Source organism: Enterococcus gilvus ATCC BAA-350, assembly GCF_000407545.1.
GTDB classification, from domain to species: domain Bacteria; phylum Bacillota; class Bacilli; order Lactobacillales; family Enterococcaceae; genus Enterococcus_A; species Enterococcus_A gilvus.
Map to the genome: position 1 here is coordinate 2889754 of NZ_ASWH01000001.1, position 25940 is coordinate 2915693.

The window sequence follows — 25940 nt, forward strand, 5'->3', positions numbered from 1 at the left end:
TTTGCTCCTATTATTGCTCCCAATAGCAAATAACTATTGAACAATATTCTAGGAGGAAAAACATGACTGCAATAAAAAAATACACAGATAAAAAGGGAAATACAGCTTACAAGTTTCAAATTTATCTAGGGATAAATCCTTTTACTGGAAAATCAAAGAAGACTACTAGGACAGGTTTTAAAACCAGAAAAGAAGCTTCTCTAGCTTATTCAAAGTTAAAAATTGAAGCAGAAAAAGGGAATATCTTTAGGGACAAAAGAAAACCTACTTTTAATGAGCTTTACGAACTATGGTTTGATACACATAAACTAAAAATTAAACCTAATACGCAAGACTCAATTGAAACTATATTTAAAAAGAGAATACTTCCTCATTTTGGGCATATGAAAATTGATAAGATAACGCCAATTATGTGTCAAAAGATATTAAATCAATGGGCTAAAACTTATAGGTCTTTTAATGAAAATAAAATACGATTCAGTATGGTTATGAACTATGGAGTAAAAGTAGGCTTAATAGATTTTAACCCAATGGATAGAGTAGATACACCTAAAGCACAAGTTCCCCCCTTGGAAAAAACAGGAAATTTTCTCTCGAAATCCGAGTTAGAAAATTACATGACTTATATAAAACAAGAATGTGATACTAAAATGTATACTTTTTTCAGGGTTATTGGGTTTACTGGCATTAGAAAAGGAGAAGCTCTTGCATTAACATGGAATGATATTGATTTTGAAAAATCAACTTTGCAGGTCAATAAAACTGCTTACTACAGAGCAAAAATTAAAGGCTATAGTACGGATAGTCCTAAAACGAAGAGTTCTATAAGAACGATTAGACTTGATAACATTACTCTTGATGTTCTTCGAAAATGGAAAAACGACCAACTAAAAACCTTACTGTCTGTTGGCATAAGAGTAGACAACAAAAATTGTTTAGTATTTTCAAAGATGACGAAGGAACGTGAGTTAGAATATATAAACAATTCAATTCCTAATAGAGAACTTAATAAAATAATAGCAAAGTACAACCTAACTCCTATAACAGTTCATGGACTAAGACATACTCACACTACACTACTAGCAGAGTCAGGCGTAATTCCTAATACTGCTATGAAACGCTTAGGTCACTCAAAAATCGAAACGACATTGGGCATCTACACTCATGTAACTGAAACAATGGAAGAAGAAGGATTAGACCTTTTTGAAAAACATGTCGGTTTTTAGTACGATGGCATTAATTTTGGCATTAAAATCCCATCCTCAAACGTTAGTTAGCGGTACAAACCCTTATATATCAACTTCCTACTCCTTAGAAAACAATTTAGCAACTAATGAGTGGGAATAAAAGAGTAAGTGAAGTTGGCGCCGCAATACTGATTTAACAATGTTTTTGAAGTTGTAAAATGGATAAGAATGGGAAATCTAAATACGTTCCCCACCAGAATTCCCACCAACTTAATCAATAAATAGCTATATAATTAGCTCGACGAGTCGAAATACTTCGGTATTTCGGCTTTTTTAAATATTTTTTCTTACACATTTTATGGTTCTGTTTTCTTTATAAAAAATTGTCCTATACGATATAAAAAAAGACCATAAAAATACCGACCTCCAGAAGTTAGCTCTTTGGGGGACGGTACATATTTTATTAGCTTATTCAAGCTTAGTAGATTGATCTTAAATATTTTGAATCAAATATTCAATAAAAAACGAGGAGTTAGTCCAATGAGTGTCTATTGTATTTATAGAAACAGCTTTATCTACCCAGTGTATAGACAAATTTAACTCATCAATAAAATCAGCTAATTTATCTAGATGCCTTAAAGAGCGTTCCTCAAACACCTTATTCTTTTTCAAATATTGTTTCAAATCTAATATTTTTTTTCTATTTGAAATATCATCTATTTTATTTTCAGCATATTGTATTTTTATCTTTTTATCGTTCGTAATTATATACTTCGAAAAGCTACTTTCATTTCCATGTAAATTCGATAACAGAAATTCATTTATGAGGGATTCGATTGTTGCTCTTAATAAATATCCTGTTGCGTATGGATAATCTTTAATTTTGATAAATTGTATTTCTTTCAAAAGGTCTTTACATTTACTTGGTTTCATACTGTCATAAATAGTCTGATCAATTGGATTTAGATTAGTCTTGGGTTTTGGCTTAAATGGTTTAGTTGGTGTTTGAGATGGCGAACTTTCAGTTATACTTGTTCCCTCTTTATTCTTTTCATCGTTGGATTCATCAGGACTAGTTGCTTGTCCTGACTGATTTGGATTTTGATTATTACTTTTGGTAAAATCTTCATTTGTGTCCTTTGTAGATTCTTCAATATTAGATTTTGAATTTTCATCAATATTATCACTTGATGGCTCTTGATTTATCCCGTCTATTATAGGTAATAATACTTCTTCAATCCTTTTTCTTTTGTTAAATTCTCGCGAAATTGAGAATTTTTCAATTTTAGACATTTCATTGATTTTAACTATTACTACTCTAATAATCTCCATTCTCTCTTTGGTAAAAGTATCCGGATTCTTCTTATCGAAGCCAATTGCGTCTCTAACTTCTATATTATTAAACAATCTATTAATGTTAGTATAGGCCATTTTATCTCTAACATCTTCTTTGAAATATTCCTCATATTTATCGCTTATAATTTTAGCAATTGAACTATTAGTTTTCTTATTCGTGCGTAATTGAAAAATTTCTTGCTCTTTTGGATTCCAAGCTTTAGTACCTCGACCTTTATCTTCACCAGAATGTAGTCGTTGCATGATAAAGAAAGCTTCTTCCTCATTAGCAACTAGACAGTCAATCTCTTCTAAAGAAACCTTTGCAGAATTATCCTTTTTCATTTTCTTAATTCTGTCAATTTGATTCTTTGACAAAAAAGTGAATGTCTCCGGGGCCGAAATCAATTTTATACAAGCTATCCTTCTGTTCCCTTCATAAACCGTATATCGATCATTTCCCTTCTATTTAACGACAGTAATAAGACTCGCATTAACCAATCCATTATTATAAATATCTTGAGCGAGATTAACCATATTTTGATGTCCAGCAGCATCAAAAAGTTTTTTTAAAGTGTCTTGCTCAGTTGTAGCAACGTCATGCCTTGGATTCTCAAAATAGTTATCAATTTTCCCTACCTTTATTTTTTCAATACCCATACCCTATACCTCCAAAAAATTTAAGTACTCATTATCCTCTATCCTTTTAACTTTATTTGAAAAGAATAGGAATTCAGCACCTCTTTTCTTTGTCTGCAAAGTATATGATAGAGTAAATTTTATACTGTCAACATTGCAATACATACTATCAATCTCAGGTGCCAAATCATAAGTAACAATCCACTTTTTCTTATCTAATTCATCTACAATTTTTTTTGCTAACGTATAATGGTCACCCATACTGTAAAAATTAGTATATAGACCTTTCCCCTTTTCAAAATAAGGAGGATCAAAAAAAGTAAATGCCTTTTTTTCCTTTTTTATTACATCATCAATGAAATCTAGAGCTTCTAAGTTGTAGATTTTAATTCTATCTCTCACAGAGGCTATCTTTAATATTTTAGCAATTATCTTTTCCTTATTAAAACGGCAATCAATTAGATAGTTACCTGTCTGCTGATACCCTCCAATCGGACCTGCTTTATCAATAATTCCTGATCTATTAGTCCTATTGAGAAATAATGTTGAAAAACCAACTTCTGCTACAGAATAATCATAGATATTTTCTCTTATTTTTTTTTGTCTGTGCCATTCTTTCAAATCAATATTTGTTGACTCAATTTTCGCTATTAATTCATCTGTATGATAGAGAACACTCTCCCAAAAACAATAAATACTATAATCATAGTCGTTAATAATTATTTTTTTTACATCCTTGCTTAAGAGTAGTTCCAAAGCAAGCCCCGCACCTCCACAAAAAGGTTCAATATATGTATCAACATTATTTTCTGATACTAACGCCTTAATATATTTATACATTTTATGTTTCCCGCCAGGATATCTTAGTGGTGATGGATTCATTGGTCTCCTCCAACAATAATTAGTGAAAGTATTTTAAAACATCCAATCTATTATACCATATCAAGCAATTCATCTAGTACTTGCTATTCTATTTCATTTTTTGATAAAAGTTTAGTAAGTATAGATAACTTATTACTAAATAAAAAAAATTGCCTTTATCTAGCCTTAATATTCTCAAAACAAACAATGTATCCCGCTAAATCACCCCAGCGTTTTCTTTCTTCTGGCAACCTAAGTTTTTCCATCCATTCCCCATTCAATCCCATTTGTTCTCCTCGTCTATAAAATGCCTTCAAATTAATAATGAATGTATTATGAAGACTAGTTCTTAATTTATCCTTATCTTGTTTTTCTTCCTTTGAAAAATAATTCCAATCGGTTCTCATTTTACAATAGGCTAAAGCTGAATTTACAACTTCTTCCCATAATTCGTGTAAATAATCATCTTGGTTATCTAGTACCTTGAAGATTGAATTATAAATGTCTAATGAATCTTCAAATGATAATGAGTCTTCCTCTTTCAAGTATCTAATGTAATCAAACATGTAGCTACCTCCTCATTTCTTTATAACCAACTATACATTTAACTTGTTAGCCTTTTCAATAGTTTTTTTATAACACACTATATAAATAAGCCATCTCACATTATCAGCGTCTAGGTTGCTAGTTTGTTTTGACAATTTTCTATTTTTCAAACTTCAGCGTAATTCCGTTGGGATCAACCATCCACAAACTGCCGCTTTCATCTTTGTCATAATCGATCTGCGTTTTCCAGTGATTTTCTAAACGGTCCAACTCGGCTTGATTGGGTACAGCAAAACTGAAATAGTCCAAGCCCAAGTCGTTTTCTGTCATCGCAGGAACATTTTTTCCTAACCAGACATTCGAGCCAATGTGATGATGATAATCACCCGTCGCGAAAAATTTGGCTTGATTGCCGAAATTATTTTTCAAAGACAAGCCTAAAACTTCTGTATAAAATTGTTCCGTTTGCATCAAATCCGCTACTTTTAAGTGCACGTGACCAACTGTTGTCCCCATTGGAAATCCATCCCATGTAGCATCTCCAGCAGCAATCACCGCTTCCGCATCCATTTCGAGTGTCACACCAACGATCTCACCATCCGCACGAATATCCCATTCGCTTTGCGGCTTATCATGGTACACTTCGATGCCGTTCCCTTCTGGATCGTTCAGATAGAGGGCTTCACTATAGCCGTGATCACTAGCGCCAATTAATGGTGCGTCGACTTGTAAATAGTGACGCAGGGCATTGCCCAGATCTTTTCGACTAGGTAATAAAAACGCCACATGATATAAACCGGTCTTGGGCGTCACAGCTAGAGGCGCTTGCACCTTATGTAATTCTAATAATACCGTATCGCCAACACCTAGTGTACTTTGGGATGCGTTTTGACTCAAGACTTGCAGACCAATCACTTCTTGGTAAAAGCGAGTCATTTTTTCTAAATTAGCTACCTTCAAAGTTACTCGCCCAATGTGGGCAGCCGCGCTTATTTGAAAAGTGGGAATAATTACTGTCATGGATAAAACCTCCTGAATAAAAGATTATCGTCGCATTCTTTCTATTATAATTAACTTCACCTTATCATCTTACTATTTGTAAGTAAAATTCTCTGCTTAGCTTTCTGTCTAACAATTCAAAAAAGGCAGCCAATCTTCTATAATAAAATAAAATAATGAAAAAGGAGCTCGAGGATGTGTCGGATTCGACAGAAGAAAGCTATAGACGACTAATGAATAAAACAGAAGATTACATTGAACAGCATCTTTCAGAACCGATCTCGTTAAGTGACCTGGCTAAGAATGCGCACTTTTCAGAGTTTCATTTCCACCGAATTTTTAAAAACTATTCTACCGAGACACTGAAAGAATTCGTGACACGATTCAAGTTGGAACGCGCAGCCATTTTTCTACGTGTGTCCTCTTCTACTTCACTAACTGACATTGCCTTAAGCTACGGATATAATGATGCAAGCTCCTTCAGCAGAGCCTTCAAAAAACATTTTGGCGTCAGCCCCTTTAAGTATCGGAAACAGCAAGAAATGACAAGAGTTCCAAAAAGAAACATGGAATAATGAAGATATTCTAGAAGGGGGGACACAAACATGATCGAACCGAAAAGCATCACAACAGAGAATCTGGAGGACTTGAAAATCATTTATATTCGTTTCAGAGGAAGCTACGCCGCATTTAGAAAGCAGAGCCGAAAGCTGTTCAACGAACTATTTGAATTCGCGACAAAAAATGATCTCATCGTCGAAAATGAGACCAAGGTATTGACTATTTACGATGACAATCCATTTATTACCGAGTCCAAGAATTTACGCACCAGTGTCGCCATGACCATTCCAAATGATCGAACCGTTCAAGAAACCGGCAATATCTGCTTGTCTAGTATTTCAGGAAAATTTGGTGTCGGACATTTTGAACTATCCGCAAAAGAATATGGTGATGCCTGGAACTATATGTATCAAGAATGGCTTTTCAAAGACGATCAGAAGGCCCGCGATGCGGTACCGTTTGAATTGTTCGTTACTGAGCCACCTAAGAATTTTAGAGATAAGAGTTTTACGGATATTTATATTCCGATTAATTGAGAAGAATGGAAAAACGAGACAATTTAAAGATTTTTGCCGTTTGTACTATCGCTGGCTGCTTGAATACTGTTCACTGATAAACATAAAATGAGTATAAATTTCCATAAAATCAAAAAGTACTAAAGCCAAAATTTCGACGGCTTTAGTACTTTTCATTTCCCTTAGATTAGATTCTCGCTTTTAATCACTGACATCCTGTGCTGATTGCTCCGTTCCTAATTCTTTTGCATCAGCATTTCCGCCTTCGGATGCGGGTTCTGATGGTTGTGTATTTCCTTGTCCTCCATCGTTAGATGACTGGCTGGGCGTTGGCTCAGGATTGGAGGTCTCTGGTTGAATCGGCACCGTTTGTACAGGATCTGGCTGGACTGGTTGTGGATAGCTTGGCTGCGGTTGTTCGTTATAAGCTGGTTGTTCAGTCACTGGGTTTTGCTGCTCTGGCTGTGTTTCTTGGATATTTGGTTGTTCTTCCGACGGCTTCGTTGGTTCTTCTGTTGACTCTGTTTGTACTTGCGGCTCGGCTTCTAATTGCTCTTGTGCAAGTTCATTGGCGATTTGTGTTTTCAAATCGTCTAATCTTTTTTGCGCCGCCTCTTTATCGTTTTTAAGATACGGGTCAGTCTCCTTATCGATCAGATCCTGCGCAGCATTAATATCGGCATCGGTTCTCGATTCTTCAGCCTTCTTTATTGCTTTATCTACCGCTGAGATTTGTTTGAGAAAGCCAGCTAATTTTGCCATTCTGTCGGTCAGTTTTGTTTTCTCGGCTTGTTGATTCTTGCTTAGTTTTTTGATGGCTTCATTGGCTTTATCAATATCTTTTTCCAATCGGGATTTATAAGCAGTATTAACTGCTGCTTCCGCGGTTTCCAGCGCCTCTTTTTCATTCTCAATTCGTGTATCTAGTTTTTGTTGAGCGTCCCTATCTGCTTCCACTTTGTTATTACGTTGAGCGTCCTTATACATTCCTCCACAAATAATTAAAGCCGTCATGATCGTAGTGATCATGATGAGCACGAGGATTTTCTTATTCATTTTTATCTGCCTCATTTCGCAAATTTCGTTTCGTCTTATCTATGTATCTATTTTTTGTTAAACACTAAATAACATTCACACCATATCTGTATAAAATATGTTACCAAAAAACAGAAGTTTCAGCAATTTAGATTTGCAAAAATATAATTTTACGCATTATTTTAGGTGATTTTTTTCATCAGAACCGAATAAATACAAAAATGCCGACGAATTTTATCATTGGCGAACGCCTATTACTAAAAAGATAGTACGTGAATGATGGATCACATACTGACAGAACGAATAAAAAAGGACTGAAATTCAAGATGGCTATCAAATAGTTTCCCATTGTACGCACCCACGAGTAACTCGGCGTTTTAAATCAAATAAATTTTATTTATTTTGTTGACACTCATGTAGTTTAAAATTGAATCCTATCAAATTTTTCAGCTAATTTCGGTCAGCATTTTCCACCACCAAGTCGCTTCCCTTGTTTCACCTTCTTCTCTCCTTTATACTTATTTTAAGTAAGTGAAAAGAAAGGAAGGTGCGCCTGTGGCAGCATTTCATCATATCTCATTATTAACGAAAGACAGTCGTGAAAATGTACGATTTTATACCGATGTTTTAGGGATGCGTTTTGTGAAGAACACGGTCAATCAGGAGAATCATCGGATGCTTCATTATTATTATGGCGACTATCAAGGTTCACCGGGCAGTGTGGTGACTTTCTTTGTTGTTCCGCAGTTAGGGCATCGTTATGAGAATCAGCAGTTTATCTCGACGATTGGTCTGAAACTTCCGAAGAATAGTTTGGCCTACTGGCAAGAACGGTTGGAGCATTATTCGGTAGATTATACAGTGAGTGAGGGGCAATTACGCTTTCTCGATCCTGATCAAGTAGAGATTCTGTTGACTGAGACAGAGTTGCCTCCTTTGACTTCAGAGCATCAAGTGACCACTGATATTCCAGCCGAAAAACAACTTTTAGGATTGCATTCTACTCAGCTTCACGTTAGTGATCCTCAGGCAACAAGTGCATTTTTTGAGACTTTTCTAAGCTGGACCACCGTGGACCAGCGGATTCAATTGAATGCGACGGATTTTCTTGAGATTTTACCGACTGATTCGGACAAGACAAGTCACATGGGGCGCGGCAGTGCGGATCATATCGCCTTCGCCATTGCGGACGACGCTGCCTTATATGACCTGCAGCAACGGGCGAAAAAACAAGGCTGGATGATCGAAAAACTCGTCTCTCGCGGATATTTCAAGAGTCTTTACATTCGCGAACCTGGTGGGAATCGACTGGAGTTCGCGACGCTTGGGCCGGGCTTTACCATCGATGAACCTTTGGAACAGCTAGGAGAACATTTTGCATTGCCGCCATTTTTAGCCGATCAACGTGCTGAAATAGAAGCCAATATTTATCCAGAGGCATAAAAAAGGAGGTGTGACCTAACGCTGGTCATACCTCCTTTTGTTTAGCCCTCCGCAAAAATATGCGGCCATTCGTCTCGTTGACTCAAGAATTCTTTCGCCAACTCTTGAGCGCCTTCCAATGTGTGGTTCGCTGCCCAGCCGCATTGGACGGGATTGCTCGCCGGTACTTCTGTTGCCTTCAAGACATCCTTCATCGTTTGCTCCACAACATCCATGATCTCGTCAATGTCGTCATGGTTCAAAACAGTCAGATAGAATCCTGTTTGGCATCCCATTGGTGACCAGTCTACGATATAGTCTGCATGGTTTCGGATCAGTTCTGCTGTTAAATGCTCCAAGGAATGCAATGCAGCCATATCCATATAGGCTTGATTTGGTTGTTTCAGGCGAACATCATATTTCACGATCAAGTCGCCATTTGCTCCAGTCTTTTTGTCCGCGACGCGAATATACGGCGCCTTAACCTTTGTGTGGTCTAAATTAAAACTTTCAACATTCATTTTCATCTTATTCTGCCTCCATTATTTTTTCTGCATAAACGATCCAAACAAAACGATTCATTTGTCGGTACGTTGTTTGAAACCCACTTTTTTGAAAATATTGATCTAATTCACTTATCACAGGATAATACTCTCGCTCTAAATCAGCGGCTAAGTTCTGTCGTCCTGCTTCTTTTTCTGTGCGTAGATAGGTGTCGTAAACCGTTTGTGACAAAAACATCGTGTCCCCAAAAATAATTTTCCCGCCGATAGGAAGGATCTGATTGTATTCTTTGAGAACCTTTTGCTTTTCCTCTGCCGTCAGATGGTGGAACACTAAATTCGATACGATCGTATCCACAGGCTCTGGTGGCAAGGGAAAGTTTTCCATATCGCCAGCAAAAAAAGAGGTTGCTTGCAGTGCGTCTTTTTTTGCCGCCATGTCTCGCATTTCTGGCGAAGGTTCCACAGGGTAAACGGTCTTCCCAGCAGCAACCAGCTTCTCCGTTAAATTGCCTGTTCCGCTGCCAAACTCCAGCACAGACTGTCCCGAGTGTGCGGTGATCTCATCTAAAATTTGCCAATAATTCGCGAACACTTCCTGATATTCCGGGTTCGCGCCGTTTACTTCCTCATCATAATCCACTGCCCAGCCTTCAAAAATCGGCATGAACTCTAATCCCATATCGGTCTTGTTCCTTTCCAATCGTTCTTCTATTTTATTTATGTTCAGGCTGAACGCTCTACACCTCCAAAGCCTCTCTAACTGAAACAACCTTCTATTCAATCCTGCGAGCAGTACATCGCTGTTTCTGTAAAAACAACAGACATCACTTCTCGCTTTTTGCCAACTTATAATACCCATAACTTGGCAAGGAAAACGTATTTAAAGAGCATCAATAATCGGTTCTAGAATAGATTTGCTTTGACAAGTAGCGATCTCCGGCATCGGGAAATACGGTCACTACTTGACTGCCGGCTGGAAGAGTCGCGACTTCTCGCAAAGCCGCCGCCATCGCAGCCCCCGACGAACTTCCAACGAGCGTACCATGCTCTTTTGCCAGCCGACGAGTCATGGCAAATCCCTCTGCATCACTGATCGTCGCAAAATCATGAACTGGAAGTCCTTCAAGAAAAGTCGGAATAAATTCCACGCCGATTCCTTCAATTTCATGACTATGACTCGCGCCACCATTGAGAATCGATCCTTCAGGCTCCACGCCGATCAAGCGAATCAATGGCACGTGCTTCAGCAAGTAGCGTGCCACGCCGCTAAAGGTTCCGCCACTGCCGATCCCGGCCACAAAGCTTGTTATGGATGAGCCAAGATCTTTTATTAATTCGGGACCCAAGGTATGGTAATAGGCTTCAGGGTTTGCGGGATTGTCAAACTGCAAGGGCAAATAGCTGTTTGACCGCTCCGCATGCAATCGTTTGGCTTCCGCGATCGCGCCTTTGATTCCTTCTTCTGTTGGTGTATGGACGATCTCCGCCCCCAACGCCCTCATCAGCTCTTGCTTTTCCAAGCTGAATTTTTCCGGTACGACAAACATCGTCGACAGCTTGGCTGCCTGCGCGGCGATCGCCACACCGATCCCAGTGTTTCCAGCGGTCGGTTCAATGATCACTGTATTTTCCGTGATTTTACGCTGTTCTATCCCCTCCTTGATCAGGTAAGCGCCTAAACGATCTTTGATGCTCCCTCCTGGATTTAAATATTCCAGCTTCGCATAAATGGCGGAACCTTTCGGTATTTCTTCAAACTGGTGATGGGTGAATCGGAGCATCGGTGTGTCCCCAATCGCCATCTGAATCGAATCAATAATCATTGGTATACTCCCTTAATTACGTTTTTTGGAAAACAAAAAAGGCACTGACTATTAATCAGCACCTTGAGATTCGCTTTATTGACACCTTGACTATGGCCCCTCAAACGGGCACATACGTATCAAAAACAGTCGCAAATTGGGCAGTTAATAGGCATGACAAAATGGTATGCTGCGTTTACGCACCATACAACAACAGCAAGATTCAGTTGCGAAATGTTTGCTGACTGTCATGTCTTCCCCTCCAAAAAGTTTTTTACGTTTTAAAAAAATTAGCATAGATAAAACGTTTTGTCAAAGAAAACACTCATTTATTTTTAATGCTGTTAACCATTATTTCATTTTCAAGCGCTCACCTTGCTAATTTTTTTTACAAAACAAGTAAGTTTTATTCTTTGCAGATTTCTGATAATTTGAGTATAACTAAAGAAAATAAACCCTCGCAAATGCGAGTAAGGGAGATTGGAAAAATGTATTCACTTGTTCCCGAAAATATGTATGAAGTCAAAGAAAAATTAACTTATTTATTAGAAAAAGGCATTGAGACGACTGAAGAAGATGTCATCCGTGAAGCGGTCCGAGACAACAGCCAACAAATTCTAGATGGTGATTTAGAAGGTCCTTATTGGAAGGTCGAATGGCAATCACAAGATAAAACACTCGCCATTTTTGATATCATGAACAAAGAAGTCGGCACGGTAACTAGTTTATCTGACTCATTTATTGAGGATTTCCGTACTAATGCGCCAAATCTGATTCGTCATCTTGCCGAAAAAATCCAACGCATTGTTAATACTAACTAATTATCGACTGTAAAAAAACTGGACGCCTGATTTATGACGTGTTCAGTTTTTTATTTTTGAAGTAGGCTTTTTAATAAATTTTAGTGAGGTGTGTCCCATGGGAATGACTATCCGTTTTTTTGTCACGGATCAATCTGACGGCTGCTATTTTGAAAAAATCCAAGCAAGCTTTTTTGATGAGGAAGAACACGTCGAAACTGTCTATCCGAAAGACCGTTTTGATGCCGTACTTGATGACGCCCTGTTGCGAATCTTGCAGCGCGTATTTGATACATTAGAAAAAATTGGCGAAGTAGACGATTACCTGCAATTTTTGGATTTCAACATCGAGAATGTGTACAATTCCGCCTTCGTCAGCAAGCATTTCCTTCTTTATCAGCATTCCGGTGTGGATGCCTTGATGGAACAAGTCTTAGCAGAAGTAGCAGACCCGTTAGCGGAGGGGTATTTTGAGACCTTGATCGATTATCTTGAAACAAACATCGAGGATGAAGTCTTTGTGGATTTCCGATTGAACGGAGAGGAGCTGTTGATGGAGGTCCAGACACAAGGAAAAAACGTTCTCCAAACAGAGCCTTTGAAGCAATTGCTCATTGATTATGATGAATCTTTTGAACGAGTGGCGACAGAATTTTTAGAGAGTTTCATTTAATCGCTAGATAACGTGGATGAGGACGCCAGAACAAAGAGAACCCTCCGAGAACAATTATTCGCTTTTTAAAAAGGAACGTAGTAGAATCGGTTTAACTTATTAAAAGTAAGTGATTTTAGAGAACAAAGGAGGTCATCCATTATGAAAAAAATTGGCTTTTTAAGTTTTGGTCATTGGATGGATTTTGAAGGATCAATCGTAAAAACAGCAAAAGATGCGTATTTACAATCCATTGATCTAGCCGTTGAAGCAGAAAAAATCGGCATTGATGGGGCTTATTATCGCGTGCATCATTTCGCAGATCAAATCGGCTCACCTTTCCCATTGCTTTCAGCGATCGGTGCGAAAACCAGTAAGATCGAGATTGGTACTGGGTTGATCGATATGCGTTACGAAAACCCTTATATGATGGCTGAAAATGCTGGATTAACAGATATCATCACTCAAGGAAGAGTCGAATTAGGCGTTGGCCGTGGTTCACCTGAACAAGTGCTTGATGGTTGGAAATATTTTGGGTATGACTATGACGAAGAAGAGATCAAAGACATCACACGGGAACGGACATTGGAATTTTTGAAGCTGCTTGAAGGCGAACGGTTCGCTGAACAAAATCCACAACCCATGTTCCCGCAAGCACCTGGAAAATTGCGTTTAGAACCTTATTCAGAAGGACTTCGTCAACGGATCTGGTGGGGCGCTGGTTCACAGCAGACAGCGATTTGGGCTGCTCAACACGGGATGAATCTGCAATCCTCAACGTTGGTAAACTATGAAACGAACGAACCTTTCCATGTTCAACAAGCCAAACAATTACGTGCCTACAAAGAGGCATGGAAAGAAGCTGGGCATGACTTTGAACCAAGAACTTTGGTGACACGTTCTATCCAGCCAATTACAACAGACTTGGACCGTCAGCTATTCGGCCGCCAAGGCGACGATGCAAAATACGACCAAGTTGGGTTCCTTGCGTACCATCAAAACCCAACGATTTTCGGGAAAACCTTTGCGGGTGAACCAGACAAGATCGCTAAAGAGTTGGCAGAAGATGAAGCCATCAAAGAAGCAGATACAGTCCTTGTTACGATCCCTAATACATTAGGCGTCGAATACAATATGCATTTGCTTGAGTCCATCGTTAAAGACATTGCTCCCGACTTAGGTTGGAGATAACATAGTGTATCCTTTAGCTAGTCTGCAAAGCAGGCTGGCTTTTTTGTGTTTCGCCTAGACATCTATGGTAAAATCGAAAAAAGCTGTTTTACGCAGAAAGGTCGTGACACAATGGGCACGGAACGGATACTGACTGAAAGATTGATATTGAGGAAGATGGTCGTGGCAGACCATGTCCAGATGTTTCGCCACTGGGCAAATGATCCTGCTGTAACAACGTACCTGACTTGGGAACCTTACGAAAATGCGGAAGATGTCGCTGCTTATCTCGCGCTTAACGAACAAGCATATCAGAGCGAGGATCATTTTTACTGGGGGATCGAAGAGAAAGAAACCCAGCACTTGATTGGGGCGATCTCTGTCGTCCGCTACAATCCAGAAATAAAAACCATGGAGATCGGCTACGTTCTCGGTACAGATTGGTGGCATCAGGGCTACACTGCTGAAGCGCTGACCGCCGTTGTAGACTACCTCTTTGCCGCTACTTCCGTCCAGCGGATCGAGGCCTTTCATGATGCTGAAAATGAGAATTCTGGGAATGTCTTGAAAAAATGCGGCTTTACGTATGAAGGCTTGCTGAAACAACGAGGAAAAAATAATCGCGGGATCGTAGATGAATGCCTCTATTCGAGACTTCGTGACTAGTTTTTTACCTTCCTTTCATTAATAAATCTACAATTGATAAAGCAAAATTATTACAGTATAGGCCAACTCGCGTTATACTTTTAGTGTAACGATTATATTAGGAGGTTTTTCTTAATGGAAGAGTTGAAATTGAACAACGGTCAAATGATCCCTCAATTGGGTCTCGGTGTCTTCAAAGTGCAAGATGCGGATGATTTGAAACGTGCCGTAGCGGAAGCTTTGAAGGACGGCTATCGTCACTTCGATACTGCAACGATCTATCACAATGAAGAATGGCTTGGTGAAGCACTTGCTCAAAGCGATGTGAAACGTGAAGACCTCTTCATTACGTCAAAAGTATGGAACAGCAACACGACGTATGATGAAACAATTGCCGCTTTCCACGAATCTTTGAAAAAATTACAAACCGACTATTTGGATCTTTACTTGATCCACTGGCCAAGTGAAGGCTACAACGAAAAATGGCGTGCAATGGAAAGTTTGTACAATGACGGTCTGATCAAATCCATTGGTGTCTCAAACTTTGAGAAACCGCACTTGGAAAAATTGATGACGACAGCAACAATCAAACCTACTGTTGACCAAATCGAAACACATCCGTACTTCCAACAAAAGGAATTGCATGAGTATTTGAAGAGTTTGGATATCGTTCATGAAGCGTGGGGCCCTCTTGGACAAGGCAAAAGCAATGTTTTAGAAGATCCTGTGTTAACAAAAATCGCTGAAGCCCACAGCAAAACGGTGGCGCAAGTCATCTTGCGTTGGCACTTGCAACGGGATATCATCGTCATTCCAAAATCTGTCCACGAAGAACGCATCGCTCAAAACATCGATGTCTTTGATTTCACGTTGACAGAGGAAGAAATGTCTATGATCGCTTCCATTGATAAAAATCAACGTGGCTCTGGTGATCCAAACGACGAAGAATTTTTGAAGGGCTCATTAAGCAGAGAATAAACATATAACATTAGCCGCAATCGATTGACTCGATTGCGGCTTTTTTTTGAAGATGGTCACTGGTTGCACATCGAACAGGAAGGACTCTCAATGATTTGCTCTTTCTCTGACGTAAGGATTTTAATAAACGATCTTCACTTTATCATTCATGATCTGCTTTGTTCGTTCGATGAAATAATTTCTTGATACATCCTGCCCTTGGTTTACATGGAGCATATGCTGAGTCGCTAATTCATCGGTGTAATCCTTCAAGGCATAAGTTTGATAGGTTTGATAATTGTCACCGATATAAGTGATCGTTGGCCAAAATTCGACATCTGCAAAGGTCCCCTTCTTTTTTTCTTTGTCATACTTGATCGTCCAACGGCCCATGCCCCCTAGCATCCGATCGTTGACATCTTGAGAAGAAATGAAGTTTCCTAATGAGTACATGACCAATGTTTGATTCCCTGACTCCCCAGTTACATAGTCCATCGGCTGAATGACATGCGGGTGCCCTCCAATGATGACATCCGCGCCTGCATCGCTCAATACTTGTGCCAATCGTGTCTGTTCGTCGTCGGGAACAACTTGATACTCCTCACCCCAATGCATACTGACAAGTTGAATGTCACTTTGGGCATTCAATGTCTGCATATCATTCTTGATCTGTTCTTCATCGATCAAATTGACTAAATACTCTTTGCCTTCAGGTAATGGAATCCCGTTCAACCCAAACGTATAAGATATCAAACCAACTTTTACCCCTTTAATCGTTTGAACATGAAGTCGTGGTGCATCCGGTGCTTTTTGTGAGCCCGTCACCGTGATGTCGGGGTATCTTTCCAAATACTCCAACTGCTTCACGATCCCCTCTTCTCCTCTATCCATGATGTGGTTGCTTGCAACAGACAGCCAATTGTACCCGGCAGTGTGCAATGAATCCAAGACTTGTGTTGGGCCATTAAAGGTAGGATACCCCGACAGTCCCAACTCTTCTCCCCCACAAATGGTTTCTAAATTGATATAAGCTAGGTCTCGATCTTGATTCAAATACTTTGTCGGCTGATACATCTCATCAAATCTGTACGAGCCGTCCGGTTGTCTCAAATGGTCATAAATAAAATCGTGGATCAAATTATCTCCTACTGCAGAAAAGGTCAACGCCACCTCTGAACGACTTTCTTGATTCGACGTCTTAGTAGAAGTGGTGCTGGTCTCTTGTTCGGATCGAGTGTTTCCGCATCCCGTCACAAATAGCCCGACAATCATGCCTATCATCACTAATTTTTTCACCTGTTTTCCCCTTTAATCGTAAAATAAACGGCTTGTTTCTTTCTCTCAATACCAAGTTTGTCACGTTCACTATACGATTACAAGCGCTATCTCTGTCCGTTCATACCAAAAAGACTGTCGGTCTCAATTCACATAGGATTCCACTACTCGCACGAAAGACGCGAAGTGGGACGCGTCTCTCTTTTTGTGGTTTTTATTTTTCAGGCGCCCCGAAGATCTCAAAGCCATAGTTTCGGATATGCTGTTTTAGCAGCTCTAAATATTCTTTTCCCATCACACTGAGGGTGCTTTTTTTATGTTTAAGGTAGCCAAGCGTCATCTGGTCGTCGATCTCTAGTGGGATCGCCACGATTTTTTCATCGTTCAATTCACTGCTGATGATTCCCGAGCTGATCGTATACCCATTAAGCCCGACCATCAAATTAAAGATCGTCGCACGGTCACTGATTTTTATCTGTTTCTTGTGCTGCATAGTACTTAGAATCTCTTCCGAAAAATAAAAGGAGTTGGTCTCTCCCTGCTCGTAGGATAGATAGGGATACTCTTCCAGATCTTCCAGCTTGAGGGTCTTCTTTTTCGTTAAGGGGTTCTCGCGACCGACAAAAACATGAGGGTGCGCGTCAAACAAAGGAATGAATTCTAGCTCCTTATCCGTGATCAATCGCTTTAGAACCATGCGATTGAAGGTGTTCAAATAGATGATCCCCAATTCACTCTTAAAGGTTTGGACATCGTTCAGCGTATTCTCTGTCAGTGTTTCTCGCAAAGTAAAATCGTATTCCTCCCCGCCAAGCTTTTTGACGAGTTCAACGAAGGCGTGAACGACAAAGGCATAGTGCTGCGCCGAGACGCTGAAGACCTGCTTCCGCGTCGTTTGTACTTTATACGTCGCATTCAACAGGTTGACCTGATCCAATATCCCCCTGGTGTAGTTCATGAATTCGCGACCGTCATTCGTCAACGTCATCCCGGTTTTATTGCGGTAAAAAAGCTGCAGTTGGTATTCGCTTTCCAGTTCTTTGATTGCTTGCGTCAAGCTGGGCTGAGAGAGGTATAATTTTTTCGCCGCCTCGTTCATTGAGCCTGTTTGAACAATTTTCTCAAGGTACTCCAATTGTTGAATGCGCATAGATGTCCTCCTTAATAGGTTTTACCTATAATTTATGAAAGAAATTACGTATTATTTATTATACAGGATATTTGATACGATAAACGAACTTAAATGTTTGGAGGTTGTTTATACATGGAGAAATCAAAATTTCAATTAGTCGGGTCACTTTTACGTCCGCAAAACCTGTTGGATTATAAAAACCAGATCGAGGAACGAGACGATATTACCTACCCTTTTTACGACGCATTTGACGGGTACAAAGAAACAGAGAGCAACGCGATCACTCAAGTGATTCAGGAGCAACTCGCACATCACATCGACGTGCTCACAGACGGAGAATATTCGAAATCTATGTGGCACCTGGATTTTCTTTGGGGGCTGCACGGGGTAGAACGTTTTATTGCCGACCACGGCTACAGCTTCAAGGATTTTGATGGCGCGCATTTTGAAACACGGAAAGACATTGGGATTCGAATCGTTGCACCGTTATCGGGGAAAAATCATCACTTTTTAGACATTTTCCGTGAAGTAAGCGAGCAAGCGCAAGGCAACGACGTAAAGACCACTGTTTGGAGTGTCGCCCATGCGTTCACAGAACTCTCTGTGTTTAATCACCTGTTTGGAACGGATCAGGTCTATCAGACTAAGGAGGAGTTAAAAACCGGATTAGTTACTGCGTATAAGGAATTTTTAGTTGAGTATAAAGAGGCTGGCGGCAAGATCGTTCAATTCGACGACTGTTTGTGGGAGCTTTTTGATTCTACCAACAAGGACAGCTTTTTCTCCGAAGGCAATGTAGATCTGATCGGCTTAGCCAATGAATTTATCGCTGTAAACAATGAAATTGCCGATTTTGGTCACGAATTGGGATTGAAGGTATGGACCCATAATTGCCGCGGCAATTACGAATCTCGCCATGCTTCAGGCGGGACGTATCAAGCCATTGCTGAAAAATTCCTTGGGGAACAGCACTATGATCGCTTCTTCTTGGAATGGGACGACGAGCGCGCGGGCGATCTAGCGGCATTAGAAGTGCTGAAGGAAAAGGATTCCGTTGAAGTCGTTCTAGGTCTGCTTTCGAGTAAAACAAATACTTTAGATGACGATGAACGCGTGTTGAAATACCTGGAAAAAGCGAGTGAGATCCTTCCAAAAGAGCGGTTGTTCTTATCGCATCAATGCGGCTTCGCCTCTTGCGATAGCGGCAATCACTTAACCATGGACGAGCAGTGGGCGAAGATCGACCAAGGCCAGCAGCTTGCTAAAACATTCTTTGGATAGACCAGCATTAATTAGAGCAGACAAGCACCTCTTGTTTGCTCTTTTTTTATCGATACACTTCTTTTGTTGTTTTTCGCCATTTGTCGTACACTTCTGATGAAGAAAAAAGAGGTGCTTTTATAATGGAAGAAAAAATGCATGAACGACTGGCATTTGGGATGGCTTTAGCAGCCACAGCCGGCGGGTTAGATGCCTATACATATCTTGTTCACGGTGAAGTCTTTGCCGGACTGCAAACAGGGAACTTTATCCTATTGGGGATTCATCTAGGTCAAGGCGATTGGGGAGCACTTATACATTACTTGATCCCGATCTTCTCCTTTGCGTTGGGGGCATTGATGGCCCGTTACTTACAGACGAAGATCCTGCGTGACCAGCAGCTTCGGTTTTTACTGATTGAGATTTTCTTGCTGTTGATCGTTGGGATCTTCTCCCCGCAGTTGCCTAGCTTGGTCGCAAATGCGCTGCTTTCTATCACAGCGGCGACTCAGCTTCAAGAGTTCCAGCGGCTAAAGGGCAAGCCTTTTACTTCACTGATGATGACCGGAAATCTACGCAATCTTGCTACCAATTTCTTTGAGGGCTACCTCACTCATGACAAAGCCAAACAAGAAGCTTTTTCTGACACCTTGCTGATTCTAGCCAGCTTTGTCGTCGGTGCTTTTTTAAATGGCTTTTTGGTCATTTATTTTGGGCATCGAACGATTTTATTCAGTTTGATTTTCTTGGCGATCGCGGTTTTCTTGCTGGTAAAAGACCGTCGTGCCTTTCGTTAACAGCCTTTTTTTGCAGGAAGAGCGATCTTCCTGCTTTTTTTGTCTCCCGTCAAGATAAAAACTTCATATACATTCAAATTACCCTTATGATTATGGTGAAAATTAATTTAAAATGTGACCTGTTATTTTTAATTTTTCAATCGTTTAATCAGATGCTATACTGTCTTAACTTTTTATTTCTTAGTATTTTTCAAATTTATCCATAATTTTTCTATCTATTAAGGGGGATCATAATGAGAAAGAAAGTATTTTTAGTTTTTGGAACACGGCCAGAGGCAATCAAAATGGCGCCCCTTGCCAAGACCTTGAAGGCGGACGATCGCTTTGAAACGAAAGTCGTTGTCACCGGTCAGCACCGTGAGATGCTCGATCAGGTCTTAGCGTCCTTTTCAATCACACCCGACTATGACTTGAACATCATGCACCAAGGTCAAACACTGAGCGAGATCACCAGCCGTGTCCTTGAAAAGCTGACTGCTGTCTTGCTTGAAGAGCGTCCCGATATTTTGCTGGTCCACGGGGATACAACAACCACTTTTTCAGCAGCTTTAAGTGCTTTTTATCAGCAGATCCCCATTGGACACGTGGAGGCGGGACTACGCACTTGGGACAAGTATTCGCCATTTCCAGAAGAGATCAATCGTCAACTGACGGATGATTTAGCAGATCTTTATTTCGCTCCAACACAGGAAAGCAAAGAGAACTTGCTTAAAGAAAGCCATTCAGACAAACATATTTATATCACAGGAAATACCGCGATCGATGCTATGAAAAATACTATTGATGAAGCGTATCAGATTCCTGCTGCTGTCTCGAAAGGCCGAAAACGACTCGTTCTTATTACCATGCACCGTCGTGAAAATCTAGGCAAACCAATGCAGCAGGTGTTTGAAGCAATCCGTCAAGCAGCAGAGAAATATCCAGACACGCAATTTATTTTCCCGATGCACAAAAATCCAATGGTCCGCGACGCGGCGAAGGCAGCATTAGGCACATTATCAAATGTCTCCTTGATCGAACCTTTGGATGTGATCGATTTTCATAATTATGCCAAACGGAGTTATTTGATTTTGACAGATTCTGGCGGCGTCCAAGAAGAAGCCCCTTCTTTGGGTGTCCCGGTTCTCGTCCTGCGGGATCAAACGGAGCGGCCAGAAGGTGTCGCTGCGGGAACCTTACGTTTAGTCGGAACAGACACACGTCCTGTATACACCGCCATCAAAGAGCTGTTCGAGAACCCTGCTGCCTATGAAAAAATGGCGAAGGCCAGCAACCCCTATGGCGATGGAAAAGCCAGCGAACGAATCACTGAAGCGATCGCTCATTATTTTTATGCTGCCCCTCGTCCAGCAGACTTTAGTCGATAAGGAGAACGATGTTATGAAGTATTTACGACGCATTCGAATCGAATGGATGATGATCCTGCTAGCCGCTATTTTTCTTATTCAAAACTTGGTCCTCGATGATCGCTTTGGTTTTGTCCCTGTGCTGAGCATCTCTCTTTTGGCCTTCTTAGGTCTATTAGTTGGTTTTTTAGGAAACACGATAACAGTTGCGGTATTTTCTATGTTGGTCATGTCGACAGGCACATACTTGCTGTATTACACGCCGATCATTATGCCGGGACTGGAAAAAATCTATTTGATCGTTGTGATACCGATTTTTGCCGTTTTAGGTTTGATCACTAAAAACAGTGTACTGTTCAATCAGCGAAGCAACACGTTCCAGCCGAAGATGCGGGAATATTTACAGACGTTGGATGAAACGACGGGGCTTTACAATCGAAAAGAATTTGATGTCCGTTACGAGAAATTTAAATGTGCCATGAATTTGTATCACAAAACCGGGCGCGGGTTACTCATTTCGTCATATACCATTGATTATATCGAGCAATTGAATTATCAAAACGACCAAGCAACGGATGACTTGTTGAAGGAGCTCGCTGAATTGCTAAGTAATATCCGTTTACCAGAAGAGGACCAGTTTTATTTTGGCAACGGCATCTTTGTCGTGTTATCCCCCGTTTATGAATCGGGAAAAAGCTGCGAATTTATCCAAAGTTTAAATAAAATCACCAAGACACAATTTTCTCTCTTCCCATTTAAAAATTTTGAGCATTCACAAAGCACCGTGGTTCGTTCCGGCGAGTTTCTGATCGAAGGTTCTACTGAAATGACGGCTGAGCAAGTTATCAGCCGGGTAAGAAGACGCTCAGAGGCAGATTTGACAGACGAGTACATTTTATAAGGAGGCGGCTATTTATGGATCAGTTACTGATGTATTTCTTTGAAGCAAGTAAGATCATCACAGGTATATTTTTTGTGGCAGCCGTCGTCTTATTCCTCTGTCTGCTCGTCATCAAGGATCGGATCTGGCGTTACTTTAGGAGGCGTGATTACTGATGGCAAGTATTCTATTGATGTTTGGGATTATTTCTATTTGGTTTTCACTGCTGATTACTTTGGTCGTCTTATTCGGAGCTGTGTTTTTCCTGCTCAAGAATATTCGCCCGCCAAAAAATCGGTTGGACCCGCTGCGCGCATATCCGGTCGTGACGATCGTTGTCCCTGCCCATAATGAAGAGATCGTTATCCAAGATACCGTGAAGGCTATTTTAAACATGAACTATCCCAGAGAAAAGATGGAGATACTGGTGTTTGCAGATAATTGCGACGATGCCACGTATGAACGGGTCCAGTCGATCTTGCAGCAGCCCGAATATACCGGCTATTATCTGACTAATGTCATTGACCGCCGAGGCACTGGGGGAAAAGCCGGCGTATTGAATGACTCCTTAAAAATCGCTCACGGAGAGTATCTTTGTGTTTATGATGCCGATGCGATGCCTGAACAAAACGCCCTGCATTTTTTGATCGAACGGGCATTAGAAGACCCGGAGCGTTACGGTGCTGTTTTTGGTCGAAACAAAACACGGAATTACAAACGGAATTTTTTGACCCGTTGTATCAATTTAGAGATCGTGACGAGTCAACGAATCATTCATACTGGCATGTGGCAGCTTTTTAAAATCGGACAGATTCCCGGTACAAACTTCATTATTCAGACAAAAATGATCCGCGACTTAGGCGGCTGGGATAATGGGGCATTGACCGAAGACACCGCTTTGAGCTTTAGAATCATGAAAATCGGCAAATTGATTGCTTTGGCCTCCCGTGCAGAAGCTTTTCAGCAGGAGCCAGAGACGCTGTCCGTTTATTATCGGCAGCGAAAACGCTGGGCAAAAGGAAATTATGAAGTCATCGTCAATAACCTAAAAAACTTTTTTGGCAGCTCCAATTGGCGTATCCGTCTGCAAAGTGTTTATTATTTTAACACCTTCTTTTGGTTCACTAGTGCGATCATTCTCTCGAACATCATGTTCATCGTCAATTTTATCGCGATGATCTTACACCTTTGGTTTCCGTCCATCGACGTGATCTTTACCTTTGGCGGCAGCAATCGTCAGATCGGCGCGCTCTTATTCGTCAATTGGGCGTTGATGTTTACGATCTATTTGTTACAGATCCAACTGGCGTTATCTAGCCAATTTGGACAGGCCACGACGGCGAATTTCTTCTATGCCATCGCGTCCTACTTTACCTACTCCCTACTCTTTATCGGCATCTCGATCGCAGCATTCTTTTCCTATATAGGAGACAAACTGTTTCGACGTGACGGTACGAAGTGGTACAAAACTCAGCGTTTCGATGATTAGGAGGCGAACGTATGCGCAGACGTCCTGCAATTATGTGGCCGCTGCTGGCATTGCTCTTTTTTTGCTATGTCGCAGCCGTCATCATTACTATAAAAGACAATCAGAAACAGTTAGAAAAAACGACCTATCAGCAATGGCAAACCGCGTATGTCAAAGAATCTGGCGACGGTTCTTATGTCCAAACCAATCCAGAGGAGAAAGAAGTAGTTTCACTCTCAGAAGGTCATGGCTACGGGATGTTGATCACGATGCAAGCGGCCAAACGCGGCTGGGCTTCGGAGAAAGAGTTCCGCGATTTTTATCGCTATTATGAACATTTTCAGCTTAGCGACGATGTGCCGCTGATGAGCTGGCGGCAGAAATTCGAAGACGAACGCGTGCTGGAACAAGAAAAGACCAATGCGACGGACGGCGATTTGGATATTGCCTACGCCTTGATCGAGGCAAGCAAGCAGTGGCCAGACAGTCAAATGAATTATAAGGGTGCCGCTAAAAAATTACTTACAGCGATCAAAACCAAAAACTATAATTCAACCAATAAGCTGTTGACCGTCGGCGCGTGGGCGACAAAAGAGTCTGATTCCTACGATTTGATCCGCCCTTCAGATATCATCCCAAGCTATTTCGATGCCTTTGCTTCTTTTACAGGCGATGATTTTTGGAAGACGCTAAAAAACCATTCGCTAGTGGTCCTAGAAGACCTCAGCAAACAGCATAAAAGCGGCTTGATTCCTGATTTTGCCGTCGTGAAAAACAACCGTGTCGAACCAGCAGAAAAGAATCTGATCGCTGGTCCCAACGATGGCAACTACGGCGCCAACGCCTGCCGCATCCCATGGCGGTTGGCCAGCTCATCCGACAAACGCAGCAACCAAATCTTGAGCAAAATGATGAATTTCTTTTTGAAACAGGGCAGTATCGCTGAAGGCTATACCCTCTCAGGACAACCCTTGTCTCAAAATTTATCGAAAAATTTCTCTGCGCCCGTTTTATTTGCGGCGGATCAGAAAAAAGCTTATGGCAATCTCGTAACGACAGAATCGTGGGTCATCAATGACGGGGTATCGAAAAATGATTATTACGGTGACACATTGACAACCTTGATCACTCTGCAAATGGATCAAAAATAAAGACGGGAAGAGGCAGGCCTCTTCTCGTCTTTTTCTTATCGAAAAATATCAAATCCGTTTAGCAGATTCTTCAAATTCTGTGCATCCCATGGCAACAGCTCTGCGATAGTCAACCCGACGATCTCGCTTTGCTCTGCAATGGCCTGCATCGTTTCCTTCACTTCCAGCAGGGACATCTTCCCAGCCTCCGCCGAATGCTTCGCAGTACCAGGTTCTGAAAAGTAAAGCGAGCGGAATTCATTTGGATCTAGAACATCCAAATCAAAATGAACCGCAACTTTCGTAAATCCGTGGTGCTTCAGCCATTGGATGATCGTTTCTGGTGCGAGCCGTGACTGTGCTTGGACTTGATACTGAAGGCCTAACCGCTGCATGATCGCTTCCTCATCTACTGTCGGCTGCTGCAATCCCACATACAAAATATCTTTTGCTTCAAAGGGGTGCTGCACCTTTTCCGCTAAGACAGGGTCTCCATCCTTCAATAAATTGCCTAAAACCATCGCATGAGCATTGAAAAAAATAGCCGGTGTCGAAATGTCCGGATGGGCATCTAGCCAGATGACCCCGAGCTTATCCTCGTATTTGCCATGCAGATAGTCAAACGGTGCCTGTGAGACTAGACAATCGCCACCCAGTGTAATGATTTTGTCAGGCGCCTCCTCTTGGATGATCGCCGTCATCTTATCGACATTCTCCGCAACGACAGACTGACCAGTCACACCGTTTTCTCTGATCAAGGGTTCTTCCAACTCAGAAATCGGCACGATGATTTCTTTTTGTTCCAAATTCTTAGGGGCTAGAAAGGAAAGAATATCTGCACCCAGTGCGTAAGTGAGATTGTTTCCTCCCTGCCATTGAGGGACTTTCAATCGAGTGGTTTTAGTCAATGGAACCTCTCCTCTGTAGGGGTATTTGATACGTTCATCTTACCCTTCTTTCCTCTGCCCATGCAACTCTTCGTGCTCGACTTGTTGAAAAGCAATCCCCTCTTTCTAACGA

At 41.0% G+C, this 25940-nt stretch carries 28 protein-coding genes; 16 read left to right on the forward strand and 12 right to left on the reverse strand.

Annotated features, from left to right (window positions below; genetic code table 11):
* Nucleotides 1-62: 62 nt before the first annotated feature.
* Nucleotides 63-1226, forward strand: coding sequence for a tyrosine-type recombinase/integrase (locus I592_RS14355; protein ID WP_010779497.1), 1164 nt, complete (start codon nt 63-65; stop codon nt 1224-1226).
* A 453-nt stretch (nt 1227-1679) separates the two neighbouring features.
* On the opposite strand, the gene I592_RS14360 is transcribed toward I592_RS14355, so the two are convergent.
* From I592_RS14360 to I592_RS14375, 5 genes are all read right to left on the reverse strand, one after another.
* Nucleotides 1680-2867, reverse strand: coding sequence for a hypothetical protein (locus I592_RS14360; RefSeq protein ID WP_155857541.1), 1188 nt, complete (start codon nt 2865-2867; stop codon nt 1680-1682).
* 120 nt (nt 2868-2987) lie between these two features.
* Nucleotides 2988-3182, reverse strand: coding sequence for a hypothetical protein (locus tag I592_RS20775; RefSeq protein WP_010779495.1), 195 nt, complete (start codon nt 3180-3182; stop codon nt 2988-2990).
* A 3-nt stretch (nt 3183-3185) separates the two neighbouring features.
* Complete coding sequence (locus I592_RS14365; RefSeq protein WP_010779494.1) at nt 3186-4043, reverse strand: DNA adenine methylase; 858 nt, start codon at nt 4041-4043, stop codon at nt 3186-3188.
* A gap of 155 nt (nt 4044-4198) precedes the next feature.
* Nucleotides 4199-4588: a hypothetical protein gene (locus tag I592_RS21665; RefSeq protein ID WP_010779493.1), complete on the reverse strand. Its 390-nt coding sequence runs from the start codon at nt 4586-4588 to the stop codon at nt 4199-4201.
* Nucleotides 4589-4727: 139 nt separating this feature from the next.
* Nucleotides 4728-5588 (reverse strand): VOC family protein, encoded by an 861-nt coding sequence (locus I592_RS14375; protein WP_010779492.1) that lies wholly within the window; start codon nt 5586-5588, stop codon nt 4728-4730.
* 155 nt (nt 5589-5743) lie between these two features.
* Here I592_RS14375 and I592_RS14380 point away from each other — a divergent pair, with 155 nt between their 5' ends.
* Together I592_RS14380 and I592_RS14385 are read left to right on the forward strand one after the other, a co-directional pair.
* The gene (locus tag I592_RS14380) at nt 5744-6142 is read left to right on the forward strand and encodes a helix-turn-helix domain-containing protein (RefSeq protein WP_174293640.1); all 399 of its coding nucleotides are present in this window, start codon (nt 5744-5746) and stop codon (nt 6140-6142) included.
* A gap of 30 nt (nt 6143-6172) precedes the next feature.
* Nucleotides 6173-6664, forward strand: coding sequence for an AraC family transcriptional regulator (locus I592_RS14385; RefSeq protein ID WP_010779490.1), 492 nt, complete (start codon nt 6173-6175; stop codon nt 6662-6664).
* Nucleotides 6665-6844: 180 nt separating this feature from the next.
* Here the strand turns inward: I592_RS14385 and I592_RS14390 are convergent, their stop codons facing one another.
* Entirely contained in the window at nt 6845-7699 is an 855-nt protein-coding gene (locus tag I592_RS14390) for a GumC domain-containing protein (protein ID WP_010779489.1), read from the reverse strand.
* 534 nt (nt 7700-8233) lie between these two features.
* On the opposite strand from I592_RS14390, the gene I592_RS14395 reads away from it, so the two are divergent.
* Nucleotides 8234-9121 (forward strand): VOC family protein, encoded by an 888-nt coding sequence (locus I592_RS14395; RefSeq protein WP_010779488.1) that lies wholly within the window; start codon nt 8234-8236, stop codon nt 9119-9121.
* A 41-nt stretch (nt 9122-9162) separates the two neighbouring features.
* On the opposite strand, the gene I592_RS14400 is transcribed toward I592_RS14395, so the two are convergent.
* The 3 genes from I592_RS14400 to I592_RS14410 all read right to left on the reverse strand — a co-directional run bounded on the left by I592_RS14400 (nt 9163) and on the right by I592_RS14410 (nt 11429).
* Entirely contained in the window at nt 9163-9627 is a 465-nt protein-coding gene (locus I592_RS14400) for an S-ribosylhomocysteine lyase (RefSeq protein WP_010779487.1), read from the reverse strand.
* 1 nt (nt 9628) lies between these two features.
* Nucleotides 9629-10285 carry a class I SAM-dependent methyltransferase gene (locus I592_RS14405; RefSeq protein ID WP_010779486.1) on the reverse strand — a complete coding sequence of 219 codons (657 nt, stop codon included), beginning with the start codon at nt 10283-10285 and terminating at the stop codon, nt 9629-9631.
* Nucleotides 10286-10496: 211 nt separating this feature from the next.
* Nucleotides 10497-11429, reverse strand: a complete 933-nt coding sequence (locus I592_RS14410) for a PLP-dependent cysteine synthase family protein (RefSeq protein WP_010779485.1) — start codon at nt 11427-11429, stop codon at nt 10497-10499.
* 467 nt (nt 11430-11896) lie between these two features.
* On the opposite strand from I592_RS14410, the gene I592_RS14415 reads away from it, so the two are divergent.
* From I592_RS14415 to I592_RS14435, 5 genes are all read left to right on the forward strand, one after another.
* Complete coding sequence (locus tag I592_RS14415; RefSeq protein ID WP_010779484.1) at nt 11897-12229, forward strand: hypothetical protein; 333 nt, start codon at nt 11897-11899, stop codon at nt 12227-12229.
* Between the two features lie 97 nt (nt 12230-12326).
* Nucleotides 12327-12881 carry a hypothetical protein gene (locus tag I592_RS14420; RefSeq protein WP_010779483.1) on the forward strand — a complete coding sequence of 185 codons (555 nt, stop codon included), beginning with the start codon at nt 12327-12329 and terminating at the stop codon, nt 12879-12881.
* Nucleotides 12882-13022: 141 nt separating this feature from the next.
* Nucleotides 13023-14051, forward strand: a complete 1029-nt coding sequence (locus I592_RS14425) for an LLM class flavin-dependent oxidoreductase (protein WP_010779482.1) — start codon at nt 13023-13025, stop codon at nt 14049-14051.
* Nucleotides 14052-14162: 111 nt separating this feature from the next.
* Complete coding sequence (locus I592_RS14430) at nt 14163-14696, forward strand: GNAT family N-acetyltransferase (protein ID WP_044926597.1); 534 nt, start codon at nt 14163-14165, stop codon at nt 14694-14696.
* A gap of 114 nt (nt 14697-14810) precedes the next feature.
* On the forward strand, nt 14811-15653 hold the full coding sequence (locus tag I592_RS14435) for an aldo/keto reductase (RefSeq protein ID WP_010779480.1): 843 nt from the start codon (nt 14811-14813) through the stop codon (nt 15651-15653).
* Between the two features lie 120 nt (nt 15654-15773).
* Here I592_RS14435 and I592_RS14440 read toward each other — a convergent pair whose 3' ends face one another.
* Both I592_RS14440 and I592_RS14445 read right to left on the reverse strand, forming a co-directional pair.
* Nucleotides 15774-16928: a CapA family protein gene (locus I592_RS14440; RefSeq protein ID WP_010779479.1), complete on the reverse strand. Its 1155-nt coding sequence runs from the start codon at nt 16926-16928 to the stop codon at nt 15774-15776.
* A 193-nt stretch (nt 16929-17121) separates the two neighbouring features.
* Nucleotides 17122-18057 (reverse strand): LysR family transcriptional regulator, encoded by a 936-nt coding sequence (locus I592_RS14445; protein ID WP_010779478.1) that lies wholly within the window; start codon nt 18055-18057, stop codon nt 17122-17124.
* Between the two features lie 114 nt (nt 18058-18171).
* On the opposite strand from I592_RS14445, the gene I592_RS14450 reads away from it, so the two are divergent.
* The 7 genes from I592_RS14450 (at nt 18172) to I592_RS14475 (ending at nt 24941) form a co-directional block, all read left to right on the forward strand.
* Nucleotides 18172-19320, forward strand: a complete 1149-nt coding sequence (locus I592_RS14450) for a cobalamin-independent methionine synthase II family protein (RefSeq protein ID WP_010779477.1) — start codon at nt 18172-18174, stop codon at nt 19318-19320.
* Between the two features lie 122 nt (nt 19321-19442).
* Complete coding sequence (locus I592_RS14455; RefSeq protein WP_010779476.1) at nt 19443-20096, forward strand: YoaK family protein; 654 nt, start codon at nt 19443-19445, stop codon at nt 20094-20096.
* A gap of 233 nt (nt 20097-20329) precedes the next feature.
* A complete protein-coding gene (gene wecB, locus I592_RS14460) occupies nt 20330-21463 on the forward strand; it encodes a non-hydrolyzing UDP-N-acetylglucosamine 2-epimerase (RefSeq protein ID WP_010779475.1) in 1134 nt (377 codons plus the stop codon).
* Between the two features lie 13 nt (nt 21464-21476).
* Nucleotides 21477-22343, forward strand: a complete 867-nt coding sequence (locus I592_RS14465; protein ID WP_010779474.1) for a GGDEF domain-containing protein — start codon at nt 21477-21479, stop codon at nt 22341-22343.
* 14 nt (nt 22344-22357) lie between these two features.
* Entirely contained in the window at nt 22358-22498 is a 141-nt protein-coding gene (locus I592_RS21670; RefSeq protein ID WP_010779473.1) for a hypothetical protein, read from the forward strand.
* Nucleotides 22498-23811 carry a glycosyltransferase family 2 protein gene (locus I592_RS14470; protein ID WP_010779472.1) on the forward strand — a complete coding sequence of 438 codons (1314 nt, stop codon included), beginning with the start codon at nt 22498-22500 and terminating at the stop codon, nt 23809-23811. The genes I592_RS21670 and I592_RS14470 overlap by 1 nt, the downstream gene beginning before the upstream one ends.
* Before the next feature lie 11 nt (nt 23812-23822).
* Nucleotides 23823-24941 (forward strand): family 8 glycosyl hydrolase, encoded by a 1119-nt coding sequence (locus I592_RS14475; RefSeq protein ID WP_010779471.1) that lies wholly within the window; start codon nt 23823-23825, stop codon nt 24939-24941.
* 35 nt (nt 24942-24976) lie between these two features.
* Here the strand turns inward: I592_RS14475 and I592_RS14480 are convergent, their stop codons facing one another.
* Complete coding sequence (locus tag I592_RS14480; RefSeq protein WP_010779470.1) at nt 24977-25828, reverse strand: arginase family protein; 852 nt, start codon at nt 25826-25828, stop codon at nt 24977-24979.
* Between the last annotated feature and the right edge of the window lie 112 nt (nt 25829-25940).

Excerpts from the sequence above, each read along its gene's own strand:
- I592_RS14355 (WP_010779497.1), top strand. The coding sequence starts at position 63 with ATGACTGCAATAAAAAAATACACAGATAAAAAGGGAAATACAGCTTAC.
- I592_RS14360 (WP_155857541.1), bottom strand. The coding sequence starts at position 2,867 with ATGAAAAAGGATAATTCTGCAAAGGTTTCTTTAGAAGAGATTGACTGT.
- I592_RS20775 (WP_010779495.1), bottom strand. The coding sequence starts at position 3,182 with ATGGGTATTGAAAAAATAAAGGTAGGGAAAATTGATAACTATTTTGAG.
- I592_RS14365 (WP_010779494.1), bottom strand. The coding sequence starts at position 4,043 with ATGAATCCATCACCACTAAGATATCCTGGCGGGAAACATAAAATGTAT.
- I592_RS21665 (WP_010779493.1), bottom strand. The coding sequence starts at position 4,588 with ATGTTTGATTACATTAGATACTTGAAAGAGGAAGACTCATTATCATTT.
- I592_RS14375 (WP_010779492.1), bottom strand. The coding sequence starts at position 5,588 with ATGACAGTAATTATTCCCACTTTTCAAATAAGCGCGGCTGCCCACATT.
- I592_RS14380 (WP_174293640.1), top strand. The coding sequence starts at position 5,744 with ATGAAAAAGGAGCTCGAGGATGTGTCGGATTCGACAGAAGAAAGCTAT.
- I592_RS14385 (WP_010779490.1), top strand. The coding sequence starts at position 6,173 with ATGATCGAACCGAAAAGCATCACAACAGAGAATCTGGAGGACTTGAAA.
- I592_RS14390 (WP_010779489.1), bottom strand. The coding sequence starts at position 7,699 with ATGAATAAGAAAATCCTCGTGCTCATCATGATCACTACGATCATGACG.
- I592_RS14400 (WP_010779487.1), bottom strand. The coding sequence starts at position 9,627 with ATGAAAATGAATGTTGAAAGTTTTAATTTAGACCACACAAAGGTTAAG.
- I592_RS14405 (WP_010779486.1), bottom strand. The coding sequence starts at position 10,285 with ATGGGATTAGAGTTCATGCCGATTTTTGAAGGCTGGGCAGTGGATTAT.
- I592_RS14410 (WP_010779485.1), bottom strand. The coding sequence starts at position 11,429 with ATGATTATTGATTCGATTCAGATGGCGATTGGGGACACACCGATGCTC.
- I592_RS14415 (WP_010779484.1), top strand. The coding sequence starts at position 11,897 with ATGTATTCACTTGTTCCCGAAAATATGTATGAAGTCAAAGAAAAATTA.
- I592_RS14420 (WP_010779483.1), top strand. The coding sequence starts at position 12,327 with ATGGGAATGACTATCCGTTTTTTTGTCACGGATCAATCTGACGGCTGC.
- I592_RS14425 (WP_010779482.1), top strand. The coding sequence starts at position 13,023 with ATGAAAAAAATTGGCTTTTTAAGTTTTGGTCATTGGATGGATTTTGAA.
- I592_RS14430 (WP_044926597.1), top strand. The coding sequence starts at position 14,163 with ATGGGCACGGAACGGATACTGACTGAAAGATTGATATTGAGGAAGATG.
- I592_RS14435 (WP_010779480.1), top strand. The coding sequence starts at position 14,811 with ATGGAAGAGTTGAAATTGAACAACGGTCAAATGATCCCTCAATTGGGT.
- I592_RS14445 (WP_010779478.1), bottom strand. The coding sequence starts at position 18,057 with ATGCGCATTCAACAATTGGAGTACCTTGAGAAAATTGTTCAAACAGGC.
- I592_RS14450 (WP_010779477.1), top strand. The coding sequence starts at position 18,172 with ATGGAGAAATCAAAATTTCAATTAGTCGGGTCACTTTTACGTCCGCAA.
- I592_RS14455 (WP_010779476.1), top strand. The coding sequence starts at position 19,443 with ATGGAAGAAAAAATGCATGAACGACTGGCATTTGGGATGGCTTTAGCA.
- wecB (WP_010779475.1), top strand. The coding sequence starts at position 20,330 with ATGAGAAAGAAAGTATTTTTAGTTTTTGGAACACGGCCAGAGGCAATC.
- I592_RS14465 (WP_010779474.1), top strand. The coding sequence starts at position 21,477 with ATGAAGTATTTACGACGCATTCGAATCGAATGGATGATGATCCTGCTA.
- I592_RS21670 (WP_010779473.1), top strand. The coding sequence starts at position 22,358 with ATGGATCAGTTACTGATGTATTTCTTTGAAGCAAGTAAGATCATCACA.
- I592_RS14470 (WP_010779472.1), top strand. The coding sequence starts at position 22,498 with ATGGCAAGTATTCTATTGATGTTTGGGATTATTTCTATTTGGTTTTCA.
- I592_RS14475 (WP_010779471.1), top strand. The coding sequence starts at position 23,823 with ATGCGCAGACGTCCTGCAATTATGTGGCCGCTGCTGGCATTGCTCTTT.